Source organism: Flavobacterium geliluteum, assembly GCF_017948595.1.
In the GTDB taxonomy this organism is placed as follows: domain Bacteria; phylum Bacteroidota; class Bacteroidia; order Flavobacteriales; family Flavobacteriaceae; genus Flavobacterium; species Flavobacterium flavipigmentatum.
In genome coordinates, this window is record NZ_JAGFBV010000020.1 from 40,244 (window position 1) to 55,644 (window position 15,401).

General features: G+C 36.0%; 14 protein-coding genes. 6 read left to right on the forward strand and 8 right to left on the reverse strand.

Going from position 1 to position 15,401, the window contains the following annotated elements; translation table 11 throughout:
- Positions 1 to 103: 103 nt before the first annotated feature.
- From J3495_RS12880 to feoB, 4 genes are all read left to right on the forward strand, one after another.
- Positions 104 to 1,030: a DMT family transporter gene (locus J3495_RS12880; RefSeq protein ID WP_394369569.1), complete on the forward strand. Its 927-nt coding sequence runs from the start codon at positions 104 to 106 to the stop codon at positions 1,028 to 1,030.
- Positions 1,031 to 1,179: 149 nt separating this feature from the next.
- Complete coding sequence (locus tag J3495_RS12885) at positions 1,180 to 1,845, forward strand: SCO family protein (RefSeq protein WP_210666953.1); 666 nt, start codon at positions 1,180 to 1,182, stop codon at positions 1,843 to 1,845.
- Positions 1,846 to 1,950: 105 nt separating this feature from the next.
- Positions 1,951 to 2,190, forward strand: coding sequence for a FeoA family protein (locus tag J3495_RS12890; RefSeq protein ID WP_210666954.1), 240 nt, complete (start codon positions 1,951 to 1,953; stop codon positions 2,188 to 2,190).
- On the forward strand, positions 2,190 to 4,289 hold the full coding sequence (gene feoB, locus J3495_RS12895; RefSeq protein WP_210666955.1) for a ferrous iron transport protein B: 2,100 nt from the start codon (positions 2,190 to 2,192) through the stop codon (positions 4,287 to 4,289). Before J3495_RS12890 ends, feoB begins: the two co-directional genes overlap by 1 nt.
- Before the next feature lie 279 nt (positions 4,290 to 4,568).
- Here the strand turns inward: feoB and J3495_RS12905 are convergent, their stop codons facing one another.
- The 3 genes from J3495_RS12905 to J3495_RS12915 form a co-directional block, all read right to left on the reverse strand.
- Positions 4,569 to 5,222, reverse strand: a complete 654-nt coding sequence (locus tag J3495_RS12905) for an HD domain-containing protein (RefSeq protein ID WP_210666957.1) — start codon at positions 5,220 to 5,222, stop codon at positions 4,569 to 4,571.
- A 205-nt stretch (positions 5,223 to 5,427) separates the two neighbouring features.
- A complete protein-coding gene (locus J3495_RS12910; protein WP_210666958.1) occupies positions 5,428 to 6,420 on the reverse strand; it encodes an acyl-ACP desaturase in 993 nt (330 codons plus the stop codon).
- A 53-nt stretch (positions 6,421 to 6,473) separates the two neighbouring features.
- On the reverse strand, positions 6,474 to 7,214 hold the full coding sequence (locus J3495_RS12915; protein WP_210666959.1) for a lysophospholipid acyltransferase family protein: 741 nt from the start codon (positions 7,212 to 7,214) through the stop codon (positions 6,474 to 6,476).
- Between the two features lie 128 nt (positions 7,215 to 7,342).
- Here J3495_RS12915 and rnpA point away from each other — a divergent pair, with 128 nt between their 5' ends.
- Together rnpA and J3495_RS12925 are read left to right on the forward strand one after the other, a co-directional pair.
- Positions 7,343 to 7,747, forward strand: a complete 405-nt coding sequence (gene rnpA, locus J3495_RS12920) for a ribonuclease P protein component (RefSeq protein WP_210666960.1) — start codon at positions 7,343 to 7,345, stop codon at positions 7,745 to 7,747.
- Between the two features lie 117 nt (positions 7,748 to 7,864).
- Complete coding sequence (locus J3495_RS12925) at positions 7,865 to 9,502, forward strand: S41 family peptidase (protein WP_210666961.1); 1,638 nt, start codon at positions 7,865 to 7,867, stop codon at positions 9,500 to 9,502.
- A gap of 69 nt (positions 9,503 to 9,571) precedes the next feature.
- Here the strand turns inward: J3495_RS12925 and J3495_RS12930 are convergent, their stop codons facing one another.
- From J3495_RS12930 to J3495_RS12950, 5 genes are all read right to left on the reverse strand, one after another.
- Positions 9,572 to 10,018: a GNAT family N-acetyltransferase gene (locus J3495_RS12930; protein WP_210666962.1), complete on the reverse strand. Its 447-nt coding sequence runs from the start codon at positions 10,016 to 10,018 to the stop codon at positions 9,572 to 9,574.
- 25 nt (positions 10,019 to 10,043) lie between these two features.
- Positions 10,044 to 11,018, reverse strand: a complete 975-nt coding sequence (locus J3495_RS12935) for a DUF4837 family protein (RefSeq protein WP_210666963.1) — start codon at positions 11,016 to 11,018, stop codon at positions 10,044 to 10,046.
- Between the two features lie 47 nt (positions 11,019 to 11,065).
- A complete protein-coding gene (locus tag J3495_RS12940; RefSeq protein WP_210666964.1) occupies positions 11,066 to 12,895 on the reverse strand; it encodes a LysM peptidoglycan-binding domain-containing protein in 1,830 nt (609 codons plus the stop codon).
- 110 nt (positions 12,896 to 13,005) lie between these two features.
- Positions 13,006 to 14,193 (reverse strand): phosphoglycerate kinase, encoded by a 1,188-nt coding sequence (locus J3495_RS12945; protein ID WP_210666965.1) that lies wholly within the window; start codon positions 14,191 to 14,193, stop codon positions 13,006 to 13,008.
- A gap of 194 nt (positions 14,194 to 14,387) precedes the next feature.
- Entirely contained in the window at positions 14,388 to 15,368 is a 981-nt protein-coding gene (locus J3495_RS12950; protein WP_229975610.1) for a PorP/SprF family type IX secretion system membrane protein, read from the reverse strand.
- Positions 15,369 to 15,401 lie beyond the last annotated feature (33 nt).

The following is a 15,401-nucleotide window of genomic DNA, read 5'->3' on the forward strand; positions in this document are numbered from 1 at the left end:
CCTTTCAACACAAAAAACGCAATGATTTTAATAAATAAATTCCCTTTTTTCTGTAATATTTAAAATTGTTTTTGGAATATTTGCCCAACAAAAAATGACCATTTTGAAAGCAAAATTACAAAATGCCTTTTCTAACAGAATTGATGCTATCGGCCTGCCTATACTGGCATTATGCTGCGTCAGCTTTTTTTGGGGAACAACTTGGCTGGCATCAAAAGAAGGAGTAAAACACATGCCTGCTTTGCAGCTGGCTACAATTCGTCAGTTTCTGGGCGGCCTTTTATATGTGCTTTATTTTGTACTTAAAAAAGCACCTTGGCCAAAAGGAAAGCAATGGCGAACTATTCTGGTTTTGGCACTTTTAAATTTTGCTTTGAGCAATGGATTAAGCACGTGGGGCGTAAAATACATCAGTAGTGGTTTGGGCGCTATTATTGCAGCCATTTTTCCTATTTGGATTGTTATCATTTGTTTTTTTCAGGGAGAAAGAGTGGCCAAACTGGCGATTATTGGTTTGCTCATCAGTTTTGGGGGTATTTGTATTATTTTTATGGATTATCTGGCAGATTTTATACGTCCTGAATTTCAATTTGGAATACTATTATCTCTCACAGCGACCGTAACCTGGGCGTTTGGAATTTTGCAGACTACCAAACAAGCCGTTAATTTCAATCCCTATTTTAGCCTGGGGCTTCAAATGTTACTCTCGAGTTTTATCCTTTTTGTCATTACCGAAGCCACAGGAACCAATATTCCGTTAAGGCAAATTCCTCCGGCATCATGGTGGTCTATTGGTTATCTCGTAATTGTGGGTTCTGTATTTACGTTTATCGCTTTTATCTACACCTTGCAACACCTTCCCAAAGAAATCAGCAGTATTTATGTGTACATCAATCCGATTGTTGCGATCGTTCTGGGTTTTTTTATTTTTGGAGAAACACTCACCCAAACTATTGCGGTTGGTTCTATGGTTACCCTTATCGGATTGTATCTGGTGAATAAATCCATCCGAAAACCGAAGCTAAAATAATTTGCTTCAAACTCCTGAATTTTCGGAGCCATCCAGATGATTTTAATTCGTGAAATATTCCCTTCCAAAAATGACAAGATCCTGTTAAAAACCTTTTTATATAAAGATTTTAAAAACTGCTTTTTGTATTTTTGCATCAAATTTTATTTATGAAATCGCTTCTTTACAGATACCGAAAGTTTTTTATTGTTTTGATTGTATTTTCGGTAGTAACTATATCGTTGTTTTATTCGGCTTTGAAGCCACAAAAAACATTACCCATTTTTAATCCCGCCGATGTAAATCCCGAATTGGTAGACAGTACAGTGCAGTACAAAAGCAAATACCACACGATTGCCGATTTCTCGTTTATCAATCAAAACGGAGATACCATCACGCAAAAAAATTACGAAGGAAAGATTTATGTAGCCGATTTTTTCTTTACCACCTGTGGCTCTATTTGTCCCAAAATGACGACCAATCTGGCCGAAGTTCAAAAAGCTGTTTTGAATAATCCTAAAGTAATGTTACTCTCTCATACCGTCTTTCCTGAGGTTGACAGTATTCCAGTTCTCAAAGCTTACGCTATAAAACATGGTGTGGTAAACAGTAAATGGAATTTGGTTACCGGCGACAAAAAAGAAATTTACAAAATAGCCCGCAAATCTTACTTGGCGGTAAAACTAGGAAGACCTGACCAATTGTATGATATGGTACATACCGAAAATTTTGTTTTGGTCGATCAAAAGCGTCGCGTTCGTGGTTTTTATGACGGAACCAACAAAGAAGATATGAAACGTCTTCTGGAAGATATTGATTTTTTATGCCAACAGTAAAAAGAGGTTTTTTGAGGAAACATTAGTCGGTACAAAACTGTGTTAAATACCTTAATATAAAGAATAATTGTCTATTTTTGCAATCTAAATTCAATCTAAATAAGCTTGCAAACTACTATCCACTCCCTAAAAAAAGGCGAAAAAGCCATTATCAAAGATTTTGATATCGATTTGATTCCGCTAAAGTTACTAGAAATGGGTTGTTTGCCGGGCAGCTTGGTCGAATTGCTTCAGATCGCTCCTTTTGGAGATCCTTTGTATCTGGACATTAATGGCTCACATGTTGCCATTCGTGTAGAAACTGCTCGCGAAATTGAAGTTGAACTTATCAAAACCATTCTGTAATGAGCATTCAAAATATTAATGTTGCCCTTATCGGAAATCCCAATACCGGAAAAACCTCTGTTTTCAATCAGCTTACAGGTCTGAATCAGCAAGTGGGGAATTATCCGGGCATCACGGTAGAAAAAAAAATAGGCTTTTGCAAATTTCCTCACAATATCAAAGCCAACATACTTGATTTACCGGGAACATACAGTTTGAATGCCAGTTCGATGGACGAAAGTGTCGTGATTGAACTTTTGCTCAACAAAAATGATAAATTATATCCCGATGTAGCAGTAGTCGTAACAGATGTTGAAAATCTAAAACGAAATTTACTGATTTACACGCAGATAAAAGACCTCGAAATTCCAACGATATTAGTCATTAACATGTCTGATCGTATGAAAAGCAAAGGAATCACCCTCGATATTCCTTATCTCGAAGAACATCTTAAAACGAAAATTGCGTTAGTCAGTTCCAGAAAAGGTTTAGGAATTGAAGAACTAAAAAACCTTATTATTTCGTACAGGACTCTCCCGAATGAAGCTTGCCTCGACATGTCCAGCATTGATAAAGCTTACTTTAAAAATCTAAAGGAAGCTTTTCCCAACCAATTGTTGTACAAATTATGGCTGGTAATTACGCAGGATGTCAATTTTTCTAATCTTGATCGAAATGAACTCAGAAGCACTTTTACCAAATCACATTCGGAGTTAAAGCGTTTACAGCAAAAAGAAACCATCAAAAGATATCAATTTATCAATGAGGTTTTAAAAGGAGGCTTACAAGTAGATGCCTCAATGGCAAATGATGTACGAGCCAAACTAGACCGTGTTTTAACGCATAAAGTTTGGGGTTACGTGATTTTCTTTGCGATTTTATTTATTATTTTTCAATCTATATTTTCTTGGTCAACCATCCCAATGGACTTTATTGACAGCACATTTGCTTCTTTGAGCAGCTGGGTTGGGGCGGAATTGCCAAGCGGTATTTTAACCGATTTACTTTCGCAAGGAATAATTCCGGGAATTGGCGGAATTTTGATCTTCATTCCACAAATTGCCTTTTTATTTCTCTTTATTTCGATATTGGAAGAAAGCGGTTATATGAGTCGTGTGGTCTTTTTAATGGACAAAATCATGCGCAAATTTGGTCTTTCGGGTAAAAGTGTTGTGCCTTTAATTTCGGGAACTGCCTGTGCTATCCCGGCCATTATGGCGACCCGAAACATCGAAAACTGGAAAGAGCGTCTGATTACTATTCTGGTAACTCCTTTTACAACTTGTTCTGCTAGATTACCCGTTTACGCCATCATCATCGCTTTGGTAATTCCGAATGAACGTATTTTTGGGATTTTAAACATGCAGGGATTGTCGCTAATGTTATTGTATTTACTGGGTTTTACCGCCGCTATATTGTCTGCTTATATTTTAAACAAAATATTAAAACTGGACAGCAAAACCTATTTTGTGGTCGAAATGCCTAGTTATAAATTACCCCTTTTTAAAAATGTAGCCATCAATGTCGTCGAAAAAACAAAAGCTTTTGTGATGGGTGCTGGTAAAATTATCCTTGCGATATCTGTTATTTTATGGTTTTTGGCCTCTTATGGTCCCGGAAGAGATTTTAACGAAGCCGAAAAAATTGTAAAAGAAAGAAACAGCTACAAGCCATTGACCGAAATAGAATTTGAAAACGCTGTTGCATCTCAAAAAATAGAAAACTCTTATATCGGAATCATGGGTAAAGCCATCGAACCGGCAATTTCACCTTTAGGGTACGATTGGAAAATCGGGATTGCGATTATCAGTTCGTTTGCCGCACGAGAAGTTTTTGTAGGTACACTAGCCACGATTTACAGTGTTGGAAACAGTGATAACGAAGCCACGATAAAAAGCAAAATGCAGGAAGAAATCAATCCGGAAACGGGGCACAAAATTTTCAATTTTGCTTCGGGAATATCGTTATTATTATTTTATGCCTTTGCCTTACAGTGTGCGAGTACACTTGCCATCACCAAAAAAGAAACCAATTCGTGGAAATGGCCTGCCATGCAACTCGTTTTTATGAGCGGTCTCGCCTATTTTGTAGCATTATTTGCTTATCAAATTCTAAAATAAATCACGATGGTCCAAGAAATTATAGCCTTTATCATCTTAGGATTTGCCATTGCTTTCCTGATCAAAAAGTTTTTTTTCAAATCTAAAAAGAAAAAAGATTGCGGTGACGGCAATTGTGGATGTAGTTAGGTTGAAGTAGCTAAGGCTCTAAGATACTAAGTTACTGAGTGATTAAGATTTTAGCTAAAAACTGAATTTACTAAATAACCCGATTTTTTTGAACATAATTTTTGAATCCGATTGAGAAATCTTGATGCTTGTCGATTAACTTAAAAGATGTTACTTCACTCCTTCCCATTCTGCGTAAAACTGAGCTAGAAATGATTCCATAAAACGATGTCTTTCTGCCGCAATTTGCTTTCCAGTATCGGTATTCATTTTGTCTTTTAGAAGTAAAAGCTTTTCGTAAAAATGATTAACAGTGGGCGCGTTATTGTTCTTGTATTCTTCCTTTGTCATGGTGCTGATTGGCGCAATTTCGGGATCGTACAAGCTTCTGTTTTTAAATCCTCCATAGTTGAACGCTCTCGCTACTCCAATTGCTCCTATCGCATCTAAACGATCCGCATCCTGAACGATATCCAATTCGACAGAAGAAAACTTTTTTTGAAAATTTCCGCCTTTAAAAGAGATGTTTTCAATAATATTTACAACATGTTCCGTAATGGTTTCAGAAACGTTTTCAGATTCTAAAAACAAACGAGCCGTTTTGGGTCCGATCGTTTCATCGCCACCATGAAATTTACTGTCTGCAACATCATGAAGCAAGGCTCCTAATTGTACCACAAGCAAATCGCACTCGGTATCACGGGCAATCAAAAGCGAATTTTTATACACTCTTTCGATATGAAACCAGTCGTGACCACCTTCGGCATCGTTGAGTTTTTCTTTTACAAAAGCTATCGTTTTATTGATCAATTTTTCGTTATCCATAATTATTTTATACTGTTTGATTTTATAAAAAAACAAACATAATTTGCCGTTTAATCAGATTTACAACTTTTATTAAGGATAAGATTGCAACCCCATTTTATTAAAAAATGTTGATTATCAAAGCTTTAAAAACTCTAATAATCAACATGTATTTGGTAATTTAGACAAAACACAACAAAGTTGCATTTTACGTAAAATCTAAAATTTACAATCTTGCTGGTTCCACCCATTTAAAGATATGAGACTCTTGCGGGATCACCAATCTTTCTGAAATTCTCGCCATACGAGCAGGCAACTTCATCAAATAATCACGAGCCTTTTCTGCTTCATCAGTCAAATTTGAAATTTTATCAATCTCCCATTTATCCATTAATTTTTGCATGATATCTACATAATCTGATGCTGTGTAAACGCCGATACGTTGTGCTGAATCCGAAAATTGTTCGAAAGCAGAACTTATCTTTTGACCCGATTCTCTTAAAAAATGTGCTGGCATAACGATTTTCTGTTTCATCATGTATTGAAAAGCCAACATCATTTCGCTAGGATCAACAGCAAATATACGCGTAACAAATTCGCTATAAGCGTGATGATGACGCATCTCGTCACCCGCAATCATTTTGCACATTTTAGACAATTTGTTGTCGCCAAATTTCTTGGCAATCTGCGCTACTCTGTTGTGAGAAACATAGGTTGCCAACTCCTGAAAACTAGTGTAAACAAAGTTTTTATATGGGTCTCTTCCTGTTCCAATATCAAAACCATCATTAATCAGGTGCTGCGTTGTCATTTCGATTTCACGCATGTTCACTCGGCCAGACAAATACAAGTATTTATTTAGCAAATCGCCGTGACGGTTTTCTTCACCGGTCCATTGACGAATCCATTTAGACCATCCATTTCCACCATTTTCTATCTGATCAATTCCTTCTACATCCATTAGCCATGATTCGTACGTTGGCAAAGCTTCCTCAGTGATGGTGTCACCAACAAGCGTTACCCAAAAATCATAAGGCAAATCTTTTGCAATCTCACGTAATTCTTTTACCTCCTCAAAAAAGTTTTCTCCTTGAGAATTAGGCAAAAAATCTGTGGGCTGCCAAATTTTTTCAACCGGAATTAAATACTGTTCTACGAAGCTGTCAACGTTTTTTTCTAAAAACTGCATCACTTCTAATCTAATGTTTTGTATAGACATTACTTATTTTACATTTGGGACTTAAACTTAAAATTATTCTTGAAAATTTAAATCTATTTATACTCGTTTACTTCTTCTACAATTGCTTTCTCTGTCATTGCCATCAACTCTGCAAAGTCATGGTCTTTTACTGCTAACGCTTTGTGGACTGTAAAGGTAAGGCGATTTCCTAAACCAACAGGAAAAAAACCATACTTTACCATTTTCCATGAATTGTTGATACTCACCGGAACTACATACGCAGAAGGCGCATATTTGCATAAGATTTTTAAGCCACTTTGGGCAAATTCTTTTGGTTTTCCGGTTTTGCTTCTTGTGCCTTCAGGAAAAATCACAGCCGCACGTTGGTGCTTTTCGATATATTCAGACAAACCTTTGATCACCGGAATGGCTTGTTTTGGGTCTTTTCGATCAATAAGAACTGATCCACCATGTCGCAAGTTGTATGACACACTCGGGATACCCGTTCCTAGTTCTTTCTTACTTACAAATTTACAATGAAAACGTCTAAAGTACCAAATCATAGCCACAATATCGTACATACTTTGGTGATTAGAGACAAAAATTATTGGAACTCCTACGGGAATTGTCTCTCTGTTTTTTATTTTGTACGTGGTTCCTACCAAATTTGTACAACGTAAAAGGAAAAAATTTAAATAATCCACACTTACTTTATGAGCCTGATAGCCAAAAACATTCAGACATATCCATTGTATTGGGTGAAAAATAGCCAAACAAAAGCCAAAACACAAATAGTAAATAACGGAAATAGGGTAAGAAATTATTTTTTGCATGCTTAAAAAATTATTGCCCAAAAGTAACAAATAAATTTTTTAAGGTCATTAAAATTAAAAACAATAACGGTTTTGGTGGTTTAATTGTACCTTTGCCTACTAAAACTGGTATTATTTTCCTGAATTTAATGAATTTTACTTACCCGAAAAACGAGAAACTAAAAAGCAAAACTACAATTGGATTACTATTTTCTGAAGGAAAATCGGTTTCTAAATATCCGTTGCGTTTGGTGTATCGCGCTGGTGAAGCAAATGCTGACGAGAAAATCAAGATTGGTGTCTCGGTCTCAAAAAAATATTTTAAAAAAGCGGTTGATCGTAATTATTTCAAACGTGTCCTGCGGGAAACCTATCGCCTGAACAAACATTTGCTTTGGGATAATGTTCAGGAACCTTATTCTATCATGTTTTTTTACCAAACTAAAGACAGATTATCTTACCAGGAAATCAATACCAAAACCGTTCAGTTGTTTGAAAAATTTTTGCTTCAGGTAAATAAAACTTCTGCATCAGAATCAGAGACGGAAGTATAATTTCAATCTATATTCAACAGATTTCGATCTTTAGGCTAATATTCATTTGGACGAATTATCGTTATTACTGATTTATTCCTATTTTAGTGTTTTTATAATTAAACAGACTTCTTCACAATGGCTCTAATTTTCAAAAGAAAAATCATAATTCCTGCTGTCGCTGCCGCATTTTTATTTATTGGAACCAGTTTCAAAGACGATTTTTTTGAGATTGCGAAGCAAATCGAAATCTTTACAACGTTATTCAAAGCCGTCAATACCAACTATGTTGATGACACCAATCCCGGCGAATTGATGGACAAGTCTATCAAAAGTATGTTGGCAAGTTTAGATCCGTATACGGTTTATTTTAATGAACAAGATGTGGTCAATTTCAAAATCAACAATACGGGCGAATATACCGGAATTGGTGCCTTAATCACCCGAAAAAAAGACCGTTTGCTGGTAAGAGAACCGTATAAAAACTTTCCTGCCGACAAAGCGGGGTTAAAAGCAGGTGACGAAATTATTCAAATTGGCGATGTTTTGATTGCCGATTTTAAAGACGATGCTTCTCAATTGCTAAAAGGTGCCAAAAATACAAAATTTACTATTAGATACCTCCGTCAGGGAAAAACGTATACAACAGACATCGTTCTGGATGAAGTCGAAATTAAATCGGTTCCTTTTTTTGGTAAAATCGATGAGAAGACGGGTTATATCGTTCTGGCTCACTTTAGCAGAAAAGCCTCTAATGAAGTAAAAGACGCGCTTGAGAAACTAAAAGCAGATGGTGCCAAACAAATTGTGCTCGATTTAAGAGGAAATCCGGGCGGTTTGCTTAATGAAGCGGTTGATATCTGCAATTTGTTTGTTCCGAAAAACGAAGTAATCGTAACTACAAAATCCCGAATCGAAAAACACAATAACACGTATAAAACCAACAAAGAGCCAGTTGATACCGAAATTCCTTTGGCTATTATCGTTAACGGAAGAAGTGCTTCGGCCTCTGAAATTGTTTCAGGTGCTTTACAGGATTTAGACCGCGCCGTAATTCTGGGAAGCAGAAGTTTTGGTAAAGGTTTGGTACAACGTACGGTAGAACTTACTTACGGAACTCAGCTAAAAGTAACTATCTCACGCTATTACACGCCATCGGGACGATGCATTCAGGCATTGGATTATGCGCATAAAGACAAAAATGGTGTCGCTCAAAAAACAGATGCTAAAAACTTTAATGCCTTTAAAACCAGAAAAGGAAGAACCGTTTATGACGGGGGTGGCGTTTTGCCAGACATCGAATTGGATGAAACCAAGGTGAGCCCGATTACGAATGCTTTGAACAGAAATGATGGAATCTTTGATTATGCTACTTCTTATTATTACAAAAATCCAAATTTAGGCGACAAAATTCCGACGATTACAGATGCTGATTATGCCAGTTTTAAACAATATTTGAAAACCAACAAAATCACTTTTGATACCGAAACCGAAGTTGCTTTGAAGAACACTTTAGCTACAGCTAAAAAAGAAAACATAGACGAAGCGATTCAGGCAGAATACCAGCAACTACTGACTGCACTTGAAAAAAGCGAAACAACGTTACTGGACAGAAATCAAAAGGAAATTAAAAACCTGATTCAGGAAGAACTCATCAAAAGATATCAATATCAAGAGGGATTGTATCAATTTTACATCAAAAACAACTCTGAAATTAAGAAAGCGGTAAGTGTTTTAAACAATCAGGCTGAGTACAAAACGATATTGAAAATGTAATCACATCAAACCCAAAAAAAGCTACAACCTAAAAAATTGTAGCTTTTTTTATGCCTTTCAACAAAAGACCTATTCCCGAATCATTTCGATATGCGGAATATCATCTTCCAGATACATTTCACTGGATTGCACAAAACCGTGGCTTTCGTAAAACTTCTTTAAGTACAGCTGTGCACCAATTGTAATTTTGTCTTTATCAAAATGCGTTTTGATTCCGCCAATTGCTTCGCGCATTAAATCGTGTCCCCATTTTTTTTCACGATATTCAGCATGCACAACAACACGGCCAATAGAAGCATTATCAAAACTAATTCCTGCGTCAAACAAACGTGCATAGGCCACTATTTTATCATCATATTCGCCAATGAGGTGTAATGCTTGCTTGTCTTTCCCGTCAAGGTCCAAATAAACGCAATTTTGTTCGACTACAAAGATCTCACTGCGCACTTTGAGCAAATCGTATAACTCATGAGCAGTTAATGCCTCAAAAGGCTTTATTTTCCATTTTAACTCCATTCTGTTTCTATTATATTCTTTAAAATTATCTTTTCATCACTTTTACCGATTTTATTATGGCCTCTAATTCCAACATTAAATCCCGTTCCTGATTGGATGGAGAATAACAAAAGCCTTCAATCACAAGGATTCTATTATAACTTTCATCAATAATTGCGTAATTGATAAAAGGCCCCGTCATAAAATCGTTTCTAAGTTCCCAAGTACCTTTGGTCTCAAATGTTTTTTTCCCGTTTAATGAAGTAACCGAAAAATAAGGCGCATAGGCTTCGCCTGTGATCATCTGCGTATTGGGTTCGCGGCCTTTGATGTATCGGCCAACAGAATCACGCATTCTAACAATATTTCCGACGATATCTGTACCACGAGTAATTCTCGATTTAGGAATTTGATAAATCAGTAAACTGGTGTTACCGCTAATGATTTCTTTTTTAAGCCAAATAAAATTCTTTTTGTGCAACATGTATTCGTAACCTGTCGGGATTTGCAAATCGACATGAAACTTATTTTTGATAATGGTGGGGTTCAAAAGTGATTTACTGTTGTCTTTCTGAATTTTCTGAATTTCTGTATGACGAATTGCCTTGATAATTTGCGGGCCATTCATCTCGATACTGCAAATAATATCTTCTATCGATTTGCCGTAAATTCGGAATGTATTTCGGGGCAGTGACTTGGTATTGGTTTTTACCTCAAACTTATCGATTCCGGCTTTTTTTACCACAATAATGCTTCGGCTATCGGTTACAAAACCTTCCAGCAAACGCGCGGGATATTGATTGATGGTAAACAAAGGTTCTTCTTGGGTAAGTCCCCAGACTGGTGATGCAAATTTATTTCTGATGCTGTCACCCACTTCGCCATACCACAACTGATCATCAATAATCACCGATATGGTATTGGTTTTGCCTTCTTTAACAGGCTGATCGCTGTCATGTTTCTGAAAACACGCAACGAACAAACACGAAAGTAATAAGCATAAAAAATGGGTTTTATTCATTTTTATAATTTTATGAAATAAAACCCAAATTTAAGTAAGATTTTTAATTATCCGTTTATTTTAAGTTTCATTCCGGGTTTTATATCGCCATCCTTGATGTTGTTCCACTTTTTAATATCTGAAATAGTCACACCAGGGTATTTTTTTGAAATACTGTATAATGAATCGCCTTTTTTGACAAAATACTCTTCACCAACATTTTTAGAAATCGGTTTTTTCTTGAATGAATCAACAGTATTTGAAGCAACTGAAGTAGTTTGGTCGTTTACTATTTCGGCAGCTTTACCAACTATTAACGTTTTCCCTAAACCAATGTTGTTTGAGTTTAAGTTATTCCACTCTTTTAATTCGGCTACAGTAAGATCGAATTTTTTAGCAATACTGCCCAGATTGTCTCCGGCTTGCACGATGTATTCTTTAGACTCAGTAGCAGTGTTAACTTTTTCATCCGCGGCAGCGATTGCTTCTTGAGTTTCTTTTTTGTCTGCAACAGGAATTACTTTTACATCAGTTGATTTCTTGATGGTATCTGTAGATCTAATTTTAAGTGTTTTTCCTAGTGCAATATTGTTGCTTTTAAGGTTATTCCACTTTTTGATATCTACTACCGAAACATTGTACTTGTCAGCAATGGCGCCCAAATTGTCGCCTTTTCGCACCTTATAAAATTCTGTACTTTGAGCAAAATCCTGAACCTGATTCGTCTTAATCACCTTGTTTTTAGGTGCCAACCTTGAAGCCAATTGTGTAGGCATTCTTCTAAAACCGCTGTCGTGTTGTACGTAAGCATAAATTTTATCTTCGTTAGAAACGAAAGTAGCAATTTTATCTTTTGGCAAACGTAAAAAATGTTGTTCATCTTTATAGAAAGGTACTACTTTTAATTTATACGAAGGATTTAAAAGCTCCAACTGTGACTGTGGCATATCCAGCAAATCAGCAATTTGTTTGAAAGTCATCTTTTCTTTGATGCGAACAGTATCGGTTTCGAAGTTTTTAACAACCGCTCTTTCCGGATTTATTCCATGTTCTTTGTGGTATTCAAAAAGATACATTGTGGCTAAAAAAGCAGGAACATATCCTTGTGTTTCTCTTGGAAGATGGTTGCGAATGTCCCAATATTTGGTTTTTCCGCCAGAACGGCGAATTGCTTTGGTAACATTTCCTGGTCCGGAGTTGTAGGAAGCCAAAACCAGTTCCCAATCACCAAAAATAGTAAACATTTTATTCATGTAAACTGTAGCAGCAGCCGTAGCTTTTATAGGATCACTACGCTCATCAATATACGAATCTATTTTAAGATCGTATCGTTTTCCGGTTCCGTACATAAACTGCCAAAGTCCGGTAGCGCCCATTCTAGAAACTGCTTTAGGGTTTAAAGCAGATTCTACAACGGCTAAATATTTTATTTCTAATGGAACGTTTTGCCTGGCAAAAGCATCCTCAAAAATAGGAAAGTAGTATTCTGATAAAGCCATTAAACGCGAAAATGACTTTCTACGATTTTTTAAGAACGACTTTATTATGTTTTCTAATCCTTGATTGTATTCTATATCAAAAGGTGATTTCTCATTCATGTCCTGAAGACGTTGCTTGAGCAAGTCTGTTGGCAATTCTTCATTAACACTTAAATCGGTATTAATGGTTTGAATGTCTTTGGTCAGATCCTCGTAAATGTCTAAACTGGTTAACTCATTCATCCAAAGACTGTCTACACGGGTAGCCAAATTGTCTTTTACAAACGTGCTTTTAACAGAATCTAGGTACGAAATTTTAATTTCTGGCTTTACCGTAACATCATTATGGGCAACTTCTTGCGCCACCAATGACATTGAGAATAAAACAGAAACCGCTAACGATATTTTTCTTATAATCATATAACATTTTTTTAAAATTCTATAATTCAATGAATTACAAAAACCTTAGTTTTACAAACTTAATCAGATTATGGGTGTAAATCCTTTAAAAAAATGTTAATTGTGGATTTTTAGTCCAAAATTGCAGCAATTCCAGGTAAAATCCTACCTTCTAACATTTCAAGCATTGCACCACCACCTGTAGATACGTAACTCATTTTGTCTTCGAAACCAAATTGTTTTACAGCAGCAACGGAGTCGCCACCTCCCACTAATGAAAAAGCTCCTTTTGCGGTTGCTTCGGCAATAAAATTACCTAAAGCAATAGTTCCTTTAGAGAAAGTTTCCATTTCAAAAACTCCAAGAGGACCATTCCACAAAATAGTTTTCGATTCTAAAATTACCTTTTTAAAATTTTCTAAAGATTTAGGACCTGCATCAAGACCTTGCCATCCGTCAGGAATTGCGGTAACGTCTACCACTTGAGTTTTTGCTGTATTAGAAAAATCGTCTGCAGCAATAACATCAACAGGAATATGAATCTGAACCCCTTTTTCTTTAGCCAATCTTAAAATTTCAAGTGCCAATTCTTGTTTGTCATCCTCGCAGATCGACTCACCAATTTTACCACCTAGTGCTTTAACGAATGTAAAAGTCATTCCACCACCAATAATCATGTGGTCTACCTTGTCTAAAATATTCTCGATAACCGTAATTTTCGAAGAAACTTTAGAACCACCTAAAATAGCCACCACAGGTTTCTCGCTATTTTTAAGTACTTTATTTAAACTTTCTATTTCTTTTGCCAATAAGATTCCGAAACATTTTTCAGTTGGAAAAAATTGTGCAATAATGGTTGTCGAAGCATGCGCTCTGTGCGCTGTACCAAAAGCATCGTTTACATAAATATCACCAAGTGAAGCCAATTCTTTGGCGAAAGCAACATCTCCCGCTTCTTCTTCGGCATGAAAACGTAAATTTTCTAACAATAAAACTTCTCCTGGTTTTAGTTTTTTTGCTGCTGTCTGCGCTGGTTCTCCAACACAATCTGAAGCAAATTGTACCTGAACTCCTAAAATTTCAGAAGTGGTTTTAAGAATATGTTTTAATGAATATTTTTCTTCGACATCTTTTGGTCTTCCCAAATGCGACATCAAGATTACGCTTCCGCCTTGTGCTAAAATAGCATCAATAGTTGATTTTGCTGCCTCAATACGAGTTGCATCTGTTACATTAAAGTTTTCATCCAAAGGAACATTAAAGTCAACACGGATGATTGCTTTTTTATTTTTAAAATCGAAATCGTTTAAAGTTTTCATTTGATAAGTTTTTAATTTTTTGAAAGAAAAACAAATATAGAACTTTTAGGGTAGTATTAAATTCGAAAAATCTAAAAATAAAGGGTCAATCACAACGAAAACGTTGTAAATTATGAAAAAAAACAAATTAACTTTTAAAAAAGATAAAAATGCTTCGTTATACCATTTATGCTGTGTTTTAACAAAAAACAGTCTTAATCATGCACCGGACTTTGCGTACAAGGACAGTTACTGATTGACTGAAGGAAATCGAAACCAATCGTTACAACGTGCGTACCTGTGTTGTAATTGCCTAAGTCATTGAACATAATTTGGTACGAATATCCAAAGTAGAATTTAGACTTCATAAAACCAGCCATTGGGCCAACAGAAAGAGGCTTAGGAAACTGGTCGTTTAAGAAACGATACGAAACCCCAACCCAATAGTAATCTTCGTAACGATTGTAACGTCTGTACTTGAAGTTAAAATCGGTTGTAGAACGTTTATCACTAGCAAAATATTGGTAGTAAAGAGAAGGCTCATACTCGATACGGCTGTTCTCCCCGTCTCTAAATGTATAACCCGTATACACCTGATAATTGGAAAGCAAGCTAGGCTCTACGCCTCTGTACTTGTCAACATTTTTCTTTAAAACGTTATTGGCATTAAAACTTACATAAAAGTTTCGGTTACGATACAAGGCACTAACATCAAAGTTATTGTTACTTGTATAACGGTTATCTGTTATCGATGGATCGAAAACAGGATTTCCGTCAGGACCGTTGTTATTAAAATCATTAATATCGATTCTAAAACTATTAAAGTTGTACGAAATACCAAAAGACAAATACTGTTTAGAATAATAATCTAAAATTAAGTGATGGGCAAACGAAACTTTGGCTCCAGTTTGTCTAGTATATCCGTTTTTATCATTGTACACCGAAATACCAACACCGGAACGATCCAGGATTCTAAAATCGGCATAAACCGACTGATTTTCGGGAGCATCTTTAATACCGACCCATTGCGTCAAGCCATTGGCTCTAATACGTAGGTTGTCTCCGATACCCGCATAAGCAGGTGAGAGTACAAAAGGGTTATCAGCTAAATACTGCGTAAAAACGGGTAGGTTTAACTCTTGGCTGTAACCTGTTGTTACAGCCATGAGTACTAAAGATAAAATTAATTTTTTCATTGTAATATTTTTTTTAGATAACATCATTGGGGG

Coding starts and splice junctions, on each gene's coding strand:
- J3495_RS12885 (WP_210666953.1), top strand. CDS start 1,180: ATGAAATCGCTTCTTTACAGATACCGAAAGTTTTTTATTGTTTTGATT.
- feoB (WP_210666955.1), top strand. CDS start 2,190: ATGAGCATTCAAAATATTAATGTTGCCCTTATCGGAAATCCCAATACC.
- J3495_RS12905 (WP_210666957.1), bottom strand. CDS start 5,222: ATGGATAACGAAAAATTGATCAATAAAACGATAGCTTTTGTAAAAGAA.
- J3495_RS12910 (WP_210666958.1), bottom strand. CDS start 6,420: ATGTCTATACAAAACATTAGATTAGAAGTGATGCAGTTTTTAGAAAAA.
- J3495_RS12915 (WP_210666959.1), bottom strand. CDS start 7,214: ATGCAAAAAATAATTTCTTACCCTATTTCCGTTATTTACTATTTGTGT.
- rnpA (WP_210666960.1), top strand. CDS start 7,343: ATGAATTTTACTTACCCGAAAAACGAGAAACTAAAAAGCAAAACTACA.
- J3495_RS12925 (WP_210666961.1), top strand. CDS start 7,865: ATGGCTCTAATTTTCAAAAGAAAAATCATAATTCCTGCTGTCGCTGCC.
- J3495_RS12930 (WP_210666962.1), bottom strand. CDS start 10,018: ATGGAGTTAAAATGGAAAATAAAGCCTTTTGAGGCATTAACTGCTCAT.
- J3495_RS12935 (WP_210666963.1), bottom strand. CDS start 11,018: ATGAATAAAACCCATTTTTTATGCTTATTACTTTCGTGTTTGTTCGTT.
- J3495_RS12940 (WP_210666964.1), bottom strand. CDS start 12,895: ATGATTATAAGAAAAATATCGTTAGCGGTTTCTGTTTTATTCTCAATG.
- J3495_RS12945 (WP_210666965.1), bottom strand. CDS start 14,193: ATGAAAACTTTAAACGATTTCGATTTTAAAAATAAAAAAGCAATCATC.
- J3495_RS12950 (WP_229975610.1), bottom strand. CDS start 15,368: ATGAAAAAATTAATTTTATCTTTAGTACTCATGGCTGTAACAACAGGT.